Origin of the sequence: Psychrobacter fozii (assembly GCF_003217155.1) — a bacterium.
Taxonomy (GTDB): Bacteria; Pseudomonadota; Gammaproteobacteria; order Pseudomonadales; family Moraxellaceae; genus Psychrobacter; species Psychrobacter fozii.
In genome coordinates this window covers 107,998-124,763 of record NZ_QJSU01000003.1, presented here as the reverse complement: position 1 = coordinate 124,763, position 16,766 = coordinate 107,998, and the positions used below count along the sequence as shown (strand labels likewise).

General features: G+C 43.0%; 12 protein-coding genes and 1 other RNA gene. 8 read left to right on the top strand and 5 right to left on the bottom strand.

What is annotated here, in order from left to right:
- Nucleotides 1–149: 149 nt before the first annotated feature.
- Both ssrA and DFP82_RS05110 read right to left on the bottom strand, forming a co-directional pair.
- Nucleotides 150–508, bottom strand: a transfer-messenger RNA (tmRNA) gene (ssrA, locus tag DFP82_RS05115).
- 85 nt (nt 509–593) lie between these two features.
- Nucleotides 594–1,265, bottom strand: coding sequence for an alpha/beta hydrolase (locus DFP82_RS05110; protein ID WP_110922658.1), 672 nt, complete (start codon nt 1,263–1,265; stop codon nt 594–596).
- 174 nt (nt 1,266–1,439) lie between these two features.
- On the opposite strand from DFP82_RS05110, the gene DFP82_RS05105 reads away from it, so the two are divergent.
- The 5 genes from DFP82_RS05105 to DFP82_RS05085 all read left to right on the top strand — a co-directional run bounded on the left by DFP82_RS05105 (nt 1,440) and on the right by DFP82_RS05085 (nt 6,903).
- A complete protein-coding gene (locus DFP82_RS05105; RefSeq protein ID WP_110922657.1) occupies nt 1,440–2,825 on the top strand; it encodes a glycerophosphodiester phosphodiesterase family protein in 1,386 nt (461 codons plus the stop codon).
- A 590-nt stretch (nt 2,826–3,415) separates the two neighbouring features.
- Nucleotides 3,416–4,189, top strand: coding sequence for a response regulator (locus DFP82_RS05100; RefSeq protein ID WP_110922656.1), 774 nt, complete (start codon nt 3,416–3,418; stop codon nt 4,187–4,189).
- A 54-nt stretch (nt 4,190–4,243) separates the two neighbouring features.
- Nucleotides 4,244–6,061, top strand: a complete 1,818-nt coding sequence (gene creC, locus DFP82_RS05095; RefSeq protein ID WP_110922655.1) for a two-component system sensor histidine kinase CreC — start codon at nt 4,244–4,246, stop codon at nt 6,059–6,061.
- A gap of 99 nt (nt 6,062–6,160) precedes the next feature.
- On the top strand, nt 6,161–6,391 hold the full coding sequence (locus tag DFP82_RS05090) for a hypothetical protein (protein WP_110922654.1): 231 nt from the start codon (nt 6,161–6,163) through the stop codon (nt 6,389–6,391).
- Nucleotides 6,392–6,408: 17 nt separating this feature from the next.
- Complete coding sequence (locus DFP82_RS05085) at nt 6,409–6,903, top strand: hypothetical protein (protein ID WP_110922653.1); 495 nt, start codon at nt 6,409–6,411, stop codon at nt 6,901–6,903.
- A gap of 146 nt (nt 6,904–7,049) precedes the next feature.
- On the opposite strand, the gene aroC is transcribed toward DFP82_RS05085, so the two are convergent.
- Together aroC and prmB are read right to left on the bottom strand one after the other, a co-directional pair.
- The gene (gene aroC, locus DFP82_RS05080) at nt 7,050–8,153 is read right to left on the bottom strand and encodes a chorismate synthase (RefSeq protein ID WP_110922652.1); all 1,104 of its coding nucleotides are present in this window, start codon (nt 8,151–8,153) and stop codon (nt 7,050–7,052) included.
- 114 nt (nt 8,154–8,267) lie between these two features.
- On the bottom strand, nt 8,268–9,434 hold the full coding sequence (prmB, locus tag DFP82_RS05075; protein WP_110922651.1) for a 50S ribosomal protein L3 N(5)-glutamine methyltransferase: 1,167 nt from the start codon (nt 9,432–9,434) through the stop codon (nt 8,268–8,270).
- Nucleotides 9,435–9,789: 355 nt separating this feature from the next.
- Between prmB and DFP82_RS05070 the strand changes: the two genes are divergently transcribed.
- The gene (locus tag DFP82_RS05070) at nt 9,790–11,139 is read left to right on the top strand and encodes a L,D-transpeptidase family protein (protein ID WP_181416248.1); all 1,350 of its coding nucleotides are present in this window, start codon (nt 9,790–9,792) and stop codon (nt 11,137–11,139) included.
- A 160-nt stretch (nt 11,140–11,299) separates the two neighbouring features.
- Here DFP82_RS05070 and DFP82_RS05065 read toward each other — a convergent pair whose 3' ends face one another.
- Nucleotides 11,300–11,512, bottom strand: coding sequence for a hypothetical protein (locus DFP82_RS05065; RefSeq protein ID WP_110922650.1), 213 nt, complete (start codon nt 11,510–11,512; stop codon nt 11,300–11,302).
- 288 nt (nt 11,513–11,800) lie between these two features.
- On the opposite strand from DFP82_RS05065, the gene DFP82_RS05060 reads away from it, so the two are divergent.
- Together DFP82_RS05060 and alaS are read left to right on the top strand one after the other, a co-directional pair.
- Entirely contained in the window at nt 11,801–13,564 is a 1,764-nt protein-coding gene (locus DFP82_RS05060; protein ID WP_110922649.1) for a TIGR00341 family protein, read from the top strand.
- A gap of 273 nt (nt 13,565–13,837) precedes the next feature.
- Nucleotides 13,838–16,510 carry an alanine--tRNA ligase gene (gene alaS, locus DFP82_RS05055; RefSeq protein WP_110922648.1) on the top strand — a complete coding sequence of 891 codons (2,673 nt, stop codon included), beginning with the start codon at nt 13,838–13,840 and terminating at the stop codon, nt 16,508–16,510.
- Nucleotides 16,511–16,766 lie beyond the last annotated feature (256 nt).

The window sequence follows — 16,766 nt, the reverse complement described above, 5'->3', positions numbered from 1 at the left end:
AGCGAATACTATGACCTTAATTGGCAAAAAAATACTGTACTATTTTTTATAATCTGTTTTTGAACACTCATTCGTGGTCATTTTGGATACAAACACATAAAATTTAGACAAAAAAATCCGACCACCTAGGTGATCGGATTTTTAATATTTGGTGGAGATGGCGGGAGTTGAACCCGCGTCCGCCAGCATTACGCTCATGAATCTACATGTTTAGTTTCTGTCTTTAATTTTAGTCTGCACCGATCCGACAGTCAGGATGGATTAGCCGATTCTCTACTTTTGAACCCAAGCGATTGAGACAATCCCTTGTGGCGAGCCTACATGCGGACGCTTCAACTTAGTTGACCAACTGTAGGTGATCAGCAACTTAGTAAGCAGGGTTTATGCTGCTAGAGCGTAATTTTCGTCGTTTGCGACTATAACAATATATGTTGGATTAACGAGAGGACATATACTCTCGACATGCATCATTGAGTTTCATTACCAGCGTCGAAGCCAGAACATCCCCAATAAGGTCGACTATTATATAGTAGGTAGTGGGTAGGTTTCAACCTTTATAAACCCTGTATTACATTACGTTACAGCTCAACTGTCTAAGCAAGTACTGCATTCAACCATGTACCAATCGCTTGGATCTGTGGCATACATACTTGATGCGCCATCGGATAAGTATGATATGCCACGTTATAGCCTTTATCAGACAATAATTGCTGTGCTTGCTCACCCAAAACAACAGGGACAACCGGATCATGACTACCGTGTTCGATTAGAATTGGCATGTCTTTATTAGCAGCACTATAGTTAATATTATCGTTCGTCGCTAAGTAGGTAGAGAGTGTCATCAAACCAGCCAAACGCTTTGGATAGCCAAGTGCCACATGGTAAGCCACTGCCCCGCCCTGCGAAAACCCTGCAATAACGATATGCTCAGGAGAGACACCGCGCTCAACCTCACGGCTGATCAAATCATTGATTTGTTGGGCAGACTCTTCAATTTGTGCAACATCGATTTTACGTTCTAAACTCATCTCTAAAATATCATACCAAGCTGGCATGACCATACCGCCATTCACCGTCACTGCACGCTTTGGTGCATGTGGGAAAATAAATCGTACAGCCATATCATCAGCCAAGCCCAGCTGCGGTACCACAGGCTCAAAGTCATGACCACTAGCACCTAAGCCATGCAACCAAATGACAGCACGGTTAATGGTTTTTTGGCTAGGGTTATGCTCAACAATAACAGCGTCTAAATAGTCAGTCATGACTGATCCTTAATACAATTTTGATAGTTTAGCTTTGAGAATTGGAAGTGAAATATTTTTGTAACAATCACTCGCCTGTCATTATCTTTTAAAAATTATCAGGTAACGTAAGGGATGGATAAATGACAGCAATATTGTACTTATTATTTTTCACTTTTTGTAGGGACAGTTTACATGACAATGTTAGATAATTCAGTGGCGACGCTCAATCAACTTAAAAAAATGCCATTTAAAACCGTTAAGACGGTCAGTATAGCCATAGCACTAGGGGCCACTTGCACTCTATCAATGGCCGCAGACGATATACGCAATACCACATTGACTCAAACATCCAACCAAACCATTAAGCCATCACTAAAACAACTACCAAAAAACCCGCATGCCAAACCTCAAGCCTATACATATGGTGTGCGGCCATTCTACTTGGTCAATGACATGGATGCAGGACCATTAAAAGACGAGCTGATGGCTTGTAGTGCGCAAACGCCTAGCAAAACGAACTTTTCTATCGCGCATCGCGGTGCACCGCTGCAATTACCTGAACACACTTATGACAGCTATGTCGCCTCAGCGCAAATGGGCGCAGGCATCTTAGAATGCGATGTGGCTTTTACCAATGACGGCGAGCTGGTCTGCCGCCATGCGCAAGACGATCTACATACCACTACTAATATCCTTGCTACCCCACTGGCCAAACAGTGCACCGTGCCGCCAATGATAGACGCCAACGGTCTGCTGACCAATGCTGACAGCATTGAATGCCGCACCTCAGACATTAGCGCAAGTGAATTCAAGACTCTGACAGGAAAAATGGATGCTGCGGATAAAACAGCCACCAATCTCAATGATTATATGAATGCAACGGCTGCATGGCGAACTGATTTATATTCACAAAACGGTCAAGTGCTCACATTAAAAGAACATATTAAGCTTGCTCAAAACCTTGGCATGAAGCACACGCCAGAGCTAAAAGCACCAGCCGTTACCATGCCATTTAATGGCTATAGCGTAGATGCTTATCGTCAGCAATTAATTGACACTTATAAAGACGCAGGCGTGGCTGCTAGTGACGTGTTTGCGCAGTCGTTTAATATCGAAGATGTAGATTATTGGATTAAAAACGAGCCTGATTTTGGTGCCAATGCTATCTATTTAATTGACGATAGCAATGAGACCGCAACTGGCAAAACCTTTGATAAAAATGATCCTAGCACGTGGAAGCACTCACTAGCCAACATAAAAGCGCGTGGCATTAAAACCATTGCCCCCCCACCTTGGATATTAGTAACCACTGACGCAACAGGTAAAATGGTACCTTCCGCTTATGCCAAACAAGCCAAAGCACTTAATTTAGATATTATTACTTGGTCAATTGAGCGCTCAGGGCCGTTAGCAGCAGGTGGCGACTGGTATTATACTGACTTAGGCAAAGCCATTAATAATGATGGCGACATGATGACTTATATCGATGTACTGGCGCAAGAGGTTGGAGTAAAAGGTATTTTTTCTGACTGGCCCGCAACCGTTACGTACTACGCAAACTGTAAAGGTTTGAGCTAGGCCGTATTAGGGTATGTCCTCAATTCAAGCGATAGTCCTCTAACTGGGCTAAAAATGGCTAAATTTTGCCAAACAGCGTCAAATAGCTGGTTAATATCTCGATATTATCTACACTATTTTTCTCGTTTGACGGCAATTTATCTCATTTTTACCTCCATTTTTGAAATGAGGACACACCCTATACATTTATAAACAAGTCCTGCTAATAATCAAAAGGCCAACTGAGTCGCAACTTGGTTGGCTTTTTTATATGCTGAAGTATTGATACAGAGCTTGGTTCACAGATTGGCTCAAAGCCTGCTTTGAACCAATCAGTTAATCAACGACTGTCATATCAACACCGCGAAACGTGAAAATAATTAGCCTCTCATTTTTTCCATCAATTTTTCATCGCTTTTGACAAGCATTCCCAAAATGCCTTGGGACTTTTATGCTAGGATAATCCCAACAACTTTGGAGTCTTTCCATAGCTCCAAATACAAACTGTATTCAGCAAAGTGGACACTGACAGTATCTATGCGATTGTTATCTATTAACCATCGCGTCAATCAGCCATTTTTTACACATTTTTCTAAAATAAGTATACCGTCATGACTCATATTTTACTGGTAGAAGATGATCCCGCCATCGCGATGTCGCTCAAGGTCACTTGCAAGCGTGAAGGCTGGCAAATTACATGGCTGGACAATGCCAGTAGTGTACTGCCGATGCTACATAGTGAGGCCGCAAGCGATTTATCAGCCATTATTTTGGATGTTGGATTGCCAGATGGTGACGGTCTCAGCTTGTGTCAACAAATACGTCATACACCTGATATTGATGCCTTAAAAGACATCCCCATCGTGTTTTTGACGGCACGCAGTGATGAGGTCGATCGTATTTTGGGCTTGGAGATGGGTGGCGACGATTACTGTGCCAAACCCTTTAGCCCGCGAGAGTTGGTCGCTCGCCTAAAAGCCATTTGGCGACGTGAGCAATTGCTGTCTCAACAGTCATCCGCTCCTACCACCTCAGTAGATAGTGACAACCCGTCTAATAATATGACTGGGCAAGCATTAACGTTTGAATGTCAGTCTGGTATCTGGCATTACCAACCACTCAATTACTCATTGATGTGGCAAGAGCAAAAGCTAGAGCTGAGCAATACCGAGCGCAAAATCTTATTGACCTTATTACAAGCACCCAATCAAGTCTTCAGTCGTGAACAGCTATTAAATGCGGTCAGTGACTATCCAGATCATCGCTTGGCAAGAACGATAGACAGCCATATCAAGTCAATTCGTAAGCAGCTGGCTACCGTAGATGCTAGCATCGATGTCATCCATACACACCGTGGATTGGGTTATGCGTTATGTCCCGCTTAGCTATATTTTACTTAGTACTGACTTTCTATAACTGCAAGCAACACTGATAAAAATATGACCAATAAAGCGAATGATATCGTTGATAACCACGCTAATAATAGCGTTGATCATCCTGCTAATGCTAATCAAAGTAACTGGTATGCAAAGTTACATCCTATTGGCACCGCGCAGCAAACGACTGAGCCAAAACGACTGCTAAATCTGAGTATATTTTTTAGAATTTGGTTAGCCGTTGCGTTGGTATTAACCATTTGCGGTGTGGTTGTGTTTACTCAGCTATTTGGCTATGTCAAACCAACAGCGCAGCAAGTCATCGAAGACACGTTATTAGATACCAGTAAATTGCTTGCGGTCAGCTTGCAAGTGCCATTATCGTCTGGGCAGCTATATGAGGAGGCTTATCAAGCAAGACTGGATTCAGCATTCATTGGCACGCCAGCGAAGAATAAAACCAGAGAGCCCGAATATAAAAATAAAAGCTATAGCAGTTTTCGGATATATGTTACAGACCATTCTGGCACGGTCATATATGACTCTCTGCCTTACCCTGACAATGATGAGGGGCAAGATTATAGTCGTTGGAACGATGTCTATTTGACCCTACAAGGTCAATATGGCGCAAGAAGTACGACGCGAGATCACAATCAGCGTGATGGCACTATCATGTATGTGGCACAGCCTATAAAAGACGCCGCTGGCAATCTGATTGGCATCGTCAGCGTTGGTAAGCCTGTCGCTAGTGTACTGCCTTATTTGGATGATACGCGCAACCGCATGCTAATCACGGCGCTGTTTATGAGCATCGCTGCCCTGATATTGGCAGGACTGGTGGCATGGTGGCTTAAGCAAAGCATTACCTTGGTTACTCAATATACCAGCGCATTAGCTGAGGATACCAAAAAACCCTATTTTTACTTAGGTCATGAGCTTAATAGTCTGACAGATACGATTGAATCTATGAAGCATCGATTGGAGAATCGATCTTATGTGACTGATTATGTCCATACCCTCACCCATGAATTGAAAAGCCCCCTAACCGCCATTCGTGCCAGCAGTGAATTGTTAGAAGACGATGGACTCGACAGCAGCGCATTAGACATTGAAGATCGGCAGATGCTGATCCAAACTATCGGTGAACAAAGCATAAAAATGCAGCAGCTCATTGATCGATTACTGTTACTTGCCAAAATTGAGCAACCAACTTTTAAGCTAAACCAACAGCTGACGCCTCTATTACCATTACTACAAACCCTTGCAAAAAATAATACCGCCAAATTGCAACAGCAGCTTTTAGCACCTATTGACATCTATATCGATGATGCACGCTTCACTGACACCACAAGTTTACAGCCGAATATATTGGCAAATACCAGTGTCTTTGCTGATCAGTTCTGGTTAGTGCAAGTGCTACAGAACATATTAGATAATGCCATACACTTTGCTGAGAACACGGTCAATATTCATATTCACAATACAGTGCAGATAGTAACCATTGATATATTTAACGATGGCAAATTACTACCCGACTATGCCGTAAAAAAAGCCTTCGACCGCTATTTTAGTTTGTCGCATCAGAGCCAAGCCACTTATAGCGCAGCAAGCCAGCCCAATCAGTCATCAGAGCCTTCATTTGATAAGCAATCAATCGCAGAAACCAAACCAGAACAGCCTAGCACGTCTGGCAACACTCTCAAAAAAGGCACTGGCCTTGGTTTAACGTTAGTAAAACAAGTGATCGAACACCACGGAGGTCATGTTGCTATTAACAACGTGCATAGCAATGAAGGTTCTGAAACTGGCGAGAGTAGTGCTGTTAGATACCTACATTCTGGTGTGATGGTTAGCATTACGCTGCCTTTAGCTCGCGAATAAAATTCATTAAACTTCCATCATTCCTACACAGGTTTTCTATCTTATTATCTTACGATAGCGTTATTCAAATTCGTAAGACAGATTAAGGATAGAAATACGATGCAACACACACTTATTACCAACCATATTGTTAATAACAAGCTTATCGCAGGTCAATTGATTGAGAGCTTGCTAGGATATAGTCGTCATCATTGCGCACAGATTTTGTCAAATCAAGGTATCGATAGTATTGAGTTTGGACATTGGCTCGCTATTCCCAGTCAGCAGGTATTATTGGTATTTCGCCATCAGCGGTGTGTGGCTATTGATGCTTATCAAATAGCGGCTTAAATTATTAAGTGCATATTATGATTACTATGTCATCACGAAACAAACCACTAAAATTGTTACTACTATTTCTTACAGTATTGTTTATTTACAGCGAATTTTTTGCTACTCATATTAAATTAATCAATAAAACAGACTATGATATTTACTCAGTAAAAGGCGAGTATTTTTCTAAAAGCACAGACCCAAGCTTAGAAGAGATAGACAAGCAACAAAGTTTAGTTATCACACCTAAAGGTAAGACGCAATATTCAATTCGTTTTAGTACTCAAACAGCAAAGCAGCCGATAGACATATCAGTAGGTTGGGGTACGCGCGTATATGATAATGATGGTGACCTTGTCCCAATTATAGAGAGTCAAGGTAGCGACTTTATATTTTCAGCAGATGGCTTTTGCGACTATGAAATTATTATTCATGAGCAATACGCAGAAGCTAGAGGATATAACAAGAATTTTTGTTATAGAAGAATATTTTTACATTCTGCTAAAAATATCATTGTCACAGAAGGATAAGTAGCTTCAAGGTGTAAAAGCTCATTGGTAAAGTTCATTACAGTTCGATAGCTTATAAGTTCTAAAATAGAAAAGTCTTTTACCTTATCAATGAAACCCATCGACAGAGAAAAGACTTTTCTTGAATAATTAGCTAAACCAAACGACTAAGTAATCGACTCTACCGGCTGCTTCACATCGCCATTTTGACCACGATGACGCAGGTAATGATCGAGCAATACAATCGCTAGCATGGCTTCTGCGATAGGCGTGGCACGGACACCAACGCACGGATCATGACGACCCTTGGTCAGCATATCGATCGACTCACCTTGCGTATTGATACTCTTGCCAGCGGTGGTAATACTAGACGTTGGCTTCAAAGCGATACTGACACGGATGTCTTGCCCGGATGAGATACCGCCCAGTATACCGCCAGCATGATTGGCAGTGAAACCGTCTGGTGTTAGCTCATCACGAGAGCTGTGACCGAACTGCCCAGCCACTGCCATACCATCACCAACTTCAACGCCTTTTACCGCATTGATGCTCATCATGGCATGAGCAATATCTGCATCTAATCGATCAAAAACTGGCTCGCCAAGTCCAACAGGGACACCGCTTGCGATAACTTCTAGACGAGCACCACAACTGGTGCCCTCACGGCGCAAGTTATCAATTAATGACTCAAAACGAGTCACCGCCTCTTTGTCAGCACAAAAAAATGGATTACTATTTACGAATTCCCAATCAATTTGGCTAACATCTGTGACGTTACTATATTCATTGCCAATCTGAGTCACATGACCACGGACTTGCACGCCTAGACGGTCTTGCAGATATTTCTTTGCAATAGCACCAGCCGCAACGCGCATCGCCGTCTCACGTGCTGATGAACGACCACCGCCACGATAATCGCGAAAGCCATATTTCATACTATAGGTATAGTCGGCATGACCCGGACGAAAAGTATCTTTAATCTCGCTATAATCTTTAGATTTTTGATTGGTATTACGAATCAGTAAGCCAATAGACGTACCTGTCGTTTTACCCTCAAAGACGCCAGAGATAATCTCAACTTCGTCAGATTCACGGCGCTGAGTCGAGTACTTAGACGTGCCCGGTTTACGGCGATCTAAGTCTACTTGCAAATCCTCTTCAGACAAAACCAAACCGGGTGGCACGCCATCGACGATAGCCATAAGGCCTGCGCCATGCGACTCTCCACACGTAGTGACAGTGAAAACCTGTCCGATACTATTGCCTGCCATATCTATCCTTAAATAAGTAAACACAACTTATGCTTATTTTATCAATCGTTTGTGACTGTGACGAAAATGACCGATTGTTATGATAATCAGTACCTAGTCACGACCCATATTTGACTATTGAATGCTGTCTAATAGCTGTACATAAGAGGCAAACAACTGACGATGGGTCATGAGCTCATCATAGGTAATCGCAAAAACACCATGACCGCCGTGGGCAAACTTTAACCAGTCAAGCTGGATTTCAGGATAGGCTTGTTTTAATGCCCATTCGCTATCGCCCACTTCGCAGATTAGCAGACCTTCTGGACTTAGATAGTCTGGTGCTTCAAACAAGATACGATGTACCAAGTCTAAGCCATCTTGACCGGCAGCTAGTGCATGCTCAGGCTCATATAAAAACTCAGGTGGCAAGTCTGCCATGATGGCCGCATCGACATACGGTGGGTTGGTGACGATGAGCTCATACTGGTTTTCAGTAGGAATCTTCGCAAACAGATCTGATTCAATCACATTAACCTGATGACCAAGATCATGATGATCAACGTTGACCATCGCTACTTCCAGCGCACCTTTATCGATATCGACAGCATCAACCAATGCATCGACGAAACGGGTCGCAAGCGCGATAGCAATACAGCCAGAACCGGTACACATATCCAAAATACGCTCAGGCTGCGACAGTTGCTTGACGTCTAAACCATGATCGTAAAATGCTGCGCCTTGCTCGTTAGGACTGATTCCTAAAGGCTTGGCCAATTCAGTCACCTCAAAGTAAGGATGAAACTGCTGACGTATCAATTCTGCTATCGGTGAACGTGGAATCAAAACACGCTCATCGACATAAAAAGGCAAATCACAGAAGTATGACAAGTTAATCAAATAACTGAGTGGCTTACGTTCAGCGATGCGCTCTTCTAGCAGGCTTAGCACTAGCTGTTTCTCTGAAGTCGTCAAACGACAATCAAGAATCTGCTCGTTCGCTGACCAGTCTAGAGACAATGAATGCAATACAATGGCAGACGCCTCTGCGAATTCATCGGTAGTACCTTGGGCGACAACCACATCATAATTGCGTAGTTGAGTCACTGAAAAACGAATGAAATCGCGAATACTAACGAGCTGCTCTCGCGCTTCTTCTAGCTCTGCATGCAAATTGGCAAATTGATCGTCCTCACCGAGAAGCCCAGACTCCAAATCAAACGCCATATTATCTTCTAGACTATCGTCATTGAAGTACTGGTTTTGAAACTCTTCTGCGCTCATTGTTTGGTCTTCTGACATATCATACCTTGCTGATTACATGTTCGTTGACGACATGTGGGTGGGTTAAGTCGCTTCTACTAAAAGCCGATCTATTAATTAATATTCTAATTATACATTATAGACATAAACACTAAGTAGCGCCAATATTTGCATTTTTGTGTTTGTAGAGATAATAGGAAATGTAATTAACTTCAGTCATATCATGAGCTATTACCCTATCTAAACTCTCGCTCAGTTATTACCCAACTGTAGTGAATACGTCAGCAGTTGACGTTTGGCAAGCATTAAGTGAAAAAAGATGTGTCTAAAGTTTGCGAAGCATCCAAATTATGCGCATAATAGCCACATTAGTACCAACTACAAGTGATTCAACATGATGAAAATAAAGCCTATTATTACTGCTATTTCTATCGCTGCTGTCAGCGTTAGTGCCATTGCTGCCACTGCCGATACGACTCGCACATTGCCAGTACGTACAGCGGATTCGCTTGCGAAAAAAGTTAGCCTCAATGTGCAAGAAAATCGCAGCAACTCGTTAGACAGTCGTACAGCGACTGACAACATGACGCAGCTAATCGATTCAAAACAAGCACCGAAAGCGGCGGCGCCTGATAATATGAGCGCAGCTGAGCTGATGCGTAAAGATGAGCAGGCTGACCGTACTGACGATATAAGCGAAGGTCAAGCGGTTGCTGCTCCTAGCAACCTAGCCTCTATCGATTCATCTGATCCACTTTCTTTTGAATTGCCTGAAAACGAAAAACGTCAAGACTTTAGTGATGACCCTACCATCAAAAATATCGAAGACAAAGATGGTAAAAGACACACTACCTTGAACCTATCAAACTATGCCAAGCAAGTGAATAGTTCTGTCTGGTCACCAAACATGAAAGTCAACTCAGCGATGACTATCAAGATGCAAGCGTTACTGGATTGGAACCATGCGTCTCCTGGTCCTATCGATGGTGGATGGGGTATGAACAGTAAAAAAGCCCTTATCAACTTTCAAACCATGAAAGGTTTGACTGCTAACGGTAAAATGGACCAAAAAACATGGGATGCTTTGATCAAAAACATTCCTGCTAATAAGCCTGTACTGGTCACCTATACGCTGACTAAAGCAGATCTTGATACCAACTTTGCGACTACTCCTTCTGGTTCAGAAGCCAAGTCAAAAATGAAAGGTTTGTATTATCAAGACATCAAAGAGATGCTCGGCGAACGTTTCCACATGGACGTACGCTACCTTGATAAGTTGAACAAGAACAAAGAATACAAAGTTGGTGAAACCATCACAGTATTGAACAACCGTGGCGAGCTTAACCAACGTATCAACCGTATTGTTGCTAACAAAGCAGACCAAACCCTGTATGCATACAATGGTGACAAACTGGTTGCTACCTATCCGACGACTGTCGGTAGTGCTGCTACACCATCACCAAAAGGTACGTTCAAGATCATCAATAAAGTAAAAATGCCTTGGTATAAGTCAACAGTCGGCGAAGGTGCTCAAAAGAAAGTGCATATGATCGCACCAGGACCAAATAATCCAGTAGGCGTTGTTTGGATGGGATTGTCTAAACCTTCTTATGGTTTACATGGTTCACCAGTACCTGAAGGCATCAGTCGTCAAGGATCAGCAGGTTGTGTTCGTTTGACCAACTGGGATGTGCTAGAGGTTTATGCAAACGTTGAAAATGGCGCAGTAGTTGAACTTCAATAACGCTTCACTATTATAGTTACTAAAAAAGACCTTGAAATATATCAAGGTCTTTTTTATGGTTGAACATAAATGATGGTTGAATATCCTCAAGATATCTTAAAGCGTGTTAAACATTCAATCGTGGCGCTGACAGAGACTATCTGTGAGTGTTCAAAATGCCCTACACTTTATACCCTTCCTCATTGCCAGTGATACTACCGACTTTTTTGGTAAAGAATAATCCTGCTGGGATAGATACCAAAATTCCCAACGCGACTGCTATTTGCACATGCAATATCTCATTAAAACCTGTTACTAACGTGGCAACTATAAACACACCAATGGTAACGGTTGCTGCTATTGAATAAATGACAGAAAATAATGGCCAGTTCATAAGATACTCCTTACTTTTATTGTGGATATAGTACCTTTATACACTAAACCCACATTAAAAGTAAGTATTTAATATAGACCCATAGAATAGCCATAACAGATGATTCAGAGCAAAAGCCATGTTAATATTAAGGTTTTGTTCTGGTAGTCTCAATATCATAAATATTACCTTTCAGCTATTATCAGTTACCGACTAACTTCCCTTCTTGTTCGCAAAAAACTCATATACCTTCCTCCATTTATCATTACAATAACGACTTTCTTTTACTTTTTAAGAAAGCTACTTGCTATGACCTCATCTGAAGAAAAATCGTCTAATAACACGAGCGCTACCAAAGACTCATTAGCGATGACTAAGCCTGAAAAAGAACACGCTATAGTAGCGAATGAGACTGATAACTCTGAGCCAGACATCACTGCAAAAAATGCTGAATCTTCAGAGTATTTAGAGCATCATGACGAAAATGAATCCGATAAGGACATGGCAGATACACAAAATCCTGACGCAAAAGTAATCATAGAATCGATCAGTCCAGATGTAGCAGTTGCGACATTAGAGACACCTGATACCACAACCTCTGAATCCGACACCTCTGATGATAAATCACAGCCTTCTCCTGAAGACCTAACATCAGAGACTGAAATAGATTCAAATAGCACTGATTTTGAGAGTGCTAACTTAGCGAACTCTGAAGCTACAAAAAGAATTCAAGATGATGATGACAGCACTAAGCAAGCCTCTCAAGAAGAAGCTGACGCTGAAGTAACCGTTTCTGATAGTGATATAGAAGACCGCTCGCTAAAAAATAATACGAATACAGAGCAGTTAGTCAACGAATCAACAAACGCTATTGCAAATAAGCCTGAAACTGGCACAAAACAAGATGGTCAGAAAAATATAGAGGATACTGTAAAAGACGAGGCTAACGATCAAGAAGCACAAGAGGAAGAAGTTAAAGAACAAAAAGAGGCCAAACTAGAATCTTATAAACAGTTTGTTGCCGAGCAATTTAGCAATCAAAAAGTAGATTATCCAGAAGTCCGAGTAAGAATTGAAGCCAATGCGCTGCCTAGCAAAATGTATTTCATCATGAACATACTGTCTGCCATTATCGCCAGTTATGGACTGGTGACCAACTCAGCAGCGGTGGTCATTGGAGCTATGTTAGTGGCCATGATGCTAGGACCGATTACTGGTGTCGCATTAGCCATTATTGACCATCGTATGCCGCTACTGCGCAGGTCACTTATCACCATGCTCATCGGTGTGTCATTGGTGATATTGGTTGGCTTTATCGTGGGGTGGCTACACAAAGATCAGCCTTTAACAGCAGAAATACTGTCCCGTACTCAGCCAACATCCATGGATTTGATGATTGCTCTAGCAGGTGGTACTGCTGGTGCTTATGCGATGGTCTCGCCGCACCTCTCGGTTGCCGTTGTGGGCGTAGCCGTTGCCACAGCACTGGTGCCACCACTGGCTGCTAGTGGTATTTTATTGGCTAATGGTGAGCTACAGCTCGGACTCGGTGCGTTTTTATTAGCCATCACCAACATTATTGCGATTCAATTTACCAATGCCTTAGTGCTTTGGCTGCTAGGGTTCCGCCGTTTGGTTGATGACGATTATAAATCAAACACCTACTTAACTTTTTTGCGACGTAACGCTGTGACTTTATTATTGCTAGGCGGCTTGGGTACTTATTTAACTATCAATCTACAGACCAATGCAAAACAGCAAGTGTTTGAGAGTAGCGTTAAAGAAACCATCAATAGTTACTTCATTGATAAGGGCAACGTGCTAACCAATACCCAATTCGAAACTGTCGATGACAACCAAGTCGTACGTGCTGTTATTCGCGGGGAAACAACGCCTAGCTCATACGATGTCCGTCAAATTGAATTAGCGATTACCCAAGATATGGCGACAAACTTTCCCAAATATTTACCCATTAAACTACAACTGCGCTACTTGCCAGTACAGGTGATTGAATCCAATCCATTGATACAAGATAGATTGGACGAAACTGATGCAGCGATTTTGACCAACTAATTCATTTGCGAGCCAGATTTTGTAATGCTTTAAAATACTGGCTATGGTCGTCTCAAGATAATTTGGATACAATAATGAAGGCAAGTGAAAGCACTACGACTAGTAGAATTAGCAATCCTGACGCGCTATCTGGTTGATATAGTATTGACTATATCCACAGAATAACCCTGCAGTTGTAACTCTTGTACCAAGAGCTTGGGCGTTTGTGCTAAAATCGCTTGCAAAATTATTTTACTTCATCTACTCAATTCTATCCGTCAGTAAGGAGCCGCTGTGAGCCAGCCATTTCGCTCAGCCGATATTCGCCAAGCCTTTATCGATTTTTTCATAAGCAAGCAGCACACTACAGTCCCATCGTCTAGTCTGATTCCGCATAACGATCCGACATTACTATTTACCAATGCCGGTATGAATCAGTTTAAAGAGACATTTTTGGGCATGGAGCCACGTGACTATACACGTGCTGTGTCCTCGCAAAAGTGCGTACGTGCTGGCGGTAAACACAATGACTTAGATAATGTTGGCTACACTGCCCGTCATCATACGTTCTTTGAGATGCTCGGTAACTTCTCGTTTGGCGATTACTTTAAGCAAGCCGGTATTGAGTATATTTGGGAGTTTTTGACATCGAGTGACTGGTTAGGAATTGATAAAGACCGTCTCTATGTCACCATCTATGAAACCGATGATGAAGCCTTTGATATTTGGAACAAGAATATCGGCATCCCAAGCGATCGTATCATTCGTATTGGTGATAACAAAGGTGCGCCGTATGCGTCAGATAACTTTTGGACGATGGGCGACACTGGTCCTTGTGGTCCTTGTACCGAAGTCTTTTATGATCATGGTGCAGATATCGAGGGCGGCCTACCAGGCACACCTGAAGAAGATGGCGACCGCTATATCGAGATTTGGAACTGTGTATTTATGCAGTTCAACCGTCAAAAAGACGGTACGCTATTACCACTGCCAGCACCTAGTGTGGATACAGGCATGGGTCTTGAGCGTATTAGTGCGATCATGCAAGGCGTCCATGGCAACTACGAGATCGATTTGTTTATCCATTTGATGGATGCAGCAGCTGAGATTTTAGAGATTGATAATGAGCAGCAATCATCATTGAAAGTCATCGCTGATCATATTCGTGCCGTTGCCTTTTTGATTGCTGATGGTGTTACACCAAGCAATGAAGGCCGTGGCTATGTGCTACGCCGTGTGATCCGTCGTGCGGTGCGCCATGGTAACAAGCTGGGTGCAGATGGTGACTTTTTCTATAAGATGGTCGCACCATTGGTTGCTGAAATGGGCCACGCCTATCCTGAGCTAAAAGACAAGCAAAGCGCTATTGAAAATGCCATTCAAAAAGAAGAGACACAGTTTGCTAAGACACTAGCGCAAGGGCTGCGTTTGCTTGCCAGCGAGCTCGAAGGGTTGCAAGATGGTGACACGCTATCTGGTGAAGCAGCCTTTAAGCTGTATGACACTTATGGCTTCCCACTTGATTTGACCGCTGACATCACTCGTGAGCGCGGTATCGTTATCAATGAGGCTGAGTTCGATGAGCACATGCAAGCACAACGTGAGCGTGCGCGTGATGCTGGTAAATTCGACGTCGATTATAGCAGAGTCATTCAAGTAGAGACGCCAACGACCTTTATCGGTTATGAGCAACTTGAAGAAGAAGGCGTAACGATTGATGCGCTTTATCAAGACGGCAATTCGGCAGACAGCTTGAATGAAGGTATGGAAGGTGTTGTTGTGCTTGACCGTACCCCATTTTATGCCGAAGGTGGTGGTCAGGTTGGTGAGCTGGGTGAAATTCGTACCGCATCTGGTGTCTTTGAAGTTCAAGATACCAAAAAATCTGGTCAAGCCATTATCCACTATGGTGTTGTCACCATGGGTGAGATTAACGCCAAACAAACGGCTGATGCGCAAGTACTCTCTAGTATCCGTGCCGCCAGTGCCAAAAACCACTCGGCTACTCACCTGTTACATGCCGCGCTAAGAGAAGTATTGGGTGATGAGGTTACGCAAAAAGGCTCACTAGTATCAAGCGAAGTATTACGTTTTGATTTCTCTTATGACAGACCCGTTAGCATTGCTGAAATCAGCCGTATCGAACGTCTCGTCAATGAGCAAATTCAAGCCAATACCCCTGCCCGTATCGAGAACATGTCGATTGATGAAGCCATGAAAAACGGTGCAATGGCGCTGTTTGGTGAAAAGTACGGCAGTGACGTTCGCGTGCTTACCATGGGTACAGACAGTATCGTAGATGGTCAACGCAAGCCCTTCTCTATCGAGCTGTGTGGCGGTTTGCATGTACAGCGTACTGGTGATATTGGCCTGTTGAAAATCACGAGCGAGTCAGGCATTGCTGCTGGTATTCGCCGTATTGAAGCCGTTACTGGTATGAATGCGGTCAAAAACATTCAGCAAAGCGAGCAACAATTAAGCGAGCTTGCAAGTCAGCTTAAAGTAAAACGCCCGGAAGTTGCACAGCGTGTACGTACCATGGCAGATAAGCAACGCGATCTAGAAAAACAATTAGAACGCCTGCAACAAAAAATCGCCAGTGCCCAAGCAGCCAACTTACTTGATGACGTGCAGACTATCGCAGGTACGCCTGTACTTATCAGCATGTTAAGCGGTGTCGATGGTAAGTCAATCCGCACGCTGATGGACGATATCAAATCGAAACTTCCAGACAGTGTGATTGTATTGGTGGGTGATAAAGACGATCAGTTAGCCCTAGCAGCCAGTGTGGCGAAATCTGTCACAGCCAAAGTAAAAGCGGGTGATATCATTCGTCACTTGGCAGGTGAGCTGGGTGGTAAAGGTGGCGGTAAGCCTGACTATGCTCAAGGCGGCGCACCAAAGTCTGGCAACAGTGCAGCAGTCATTGATGCACTACCTGCTTGGATTGCAGAACAGCTTGGCTAAGCAGTAAGCTGAGCGAAAAGCTGTATGATCAAATGTACAATACGTGATTGGTTATAACCATTATAACCAATCGCCATACATCTAAGCCGCACTAGCACTTAACGTGGTGACGTAGATATGATATAAAGGTCAACGTTTGAACACATTGTTCATTCATTGACTGCTAAGCACTATTGAATAATAAGTACCATTAAATATAAGCACCATTGAATAAATGAAAGGCATAGGGCGCAACTCTTATAATACGGCTTTGTCT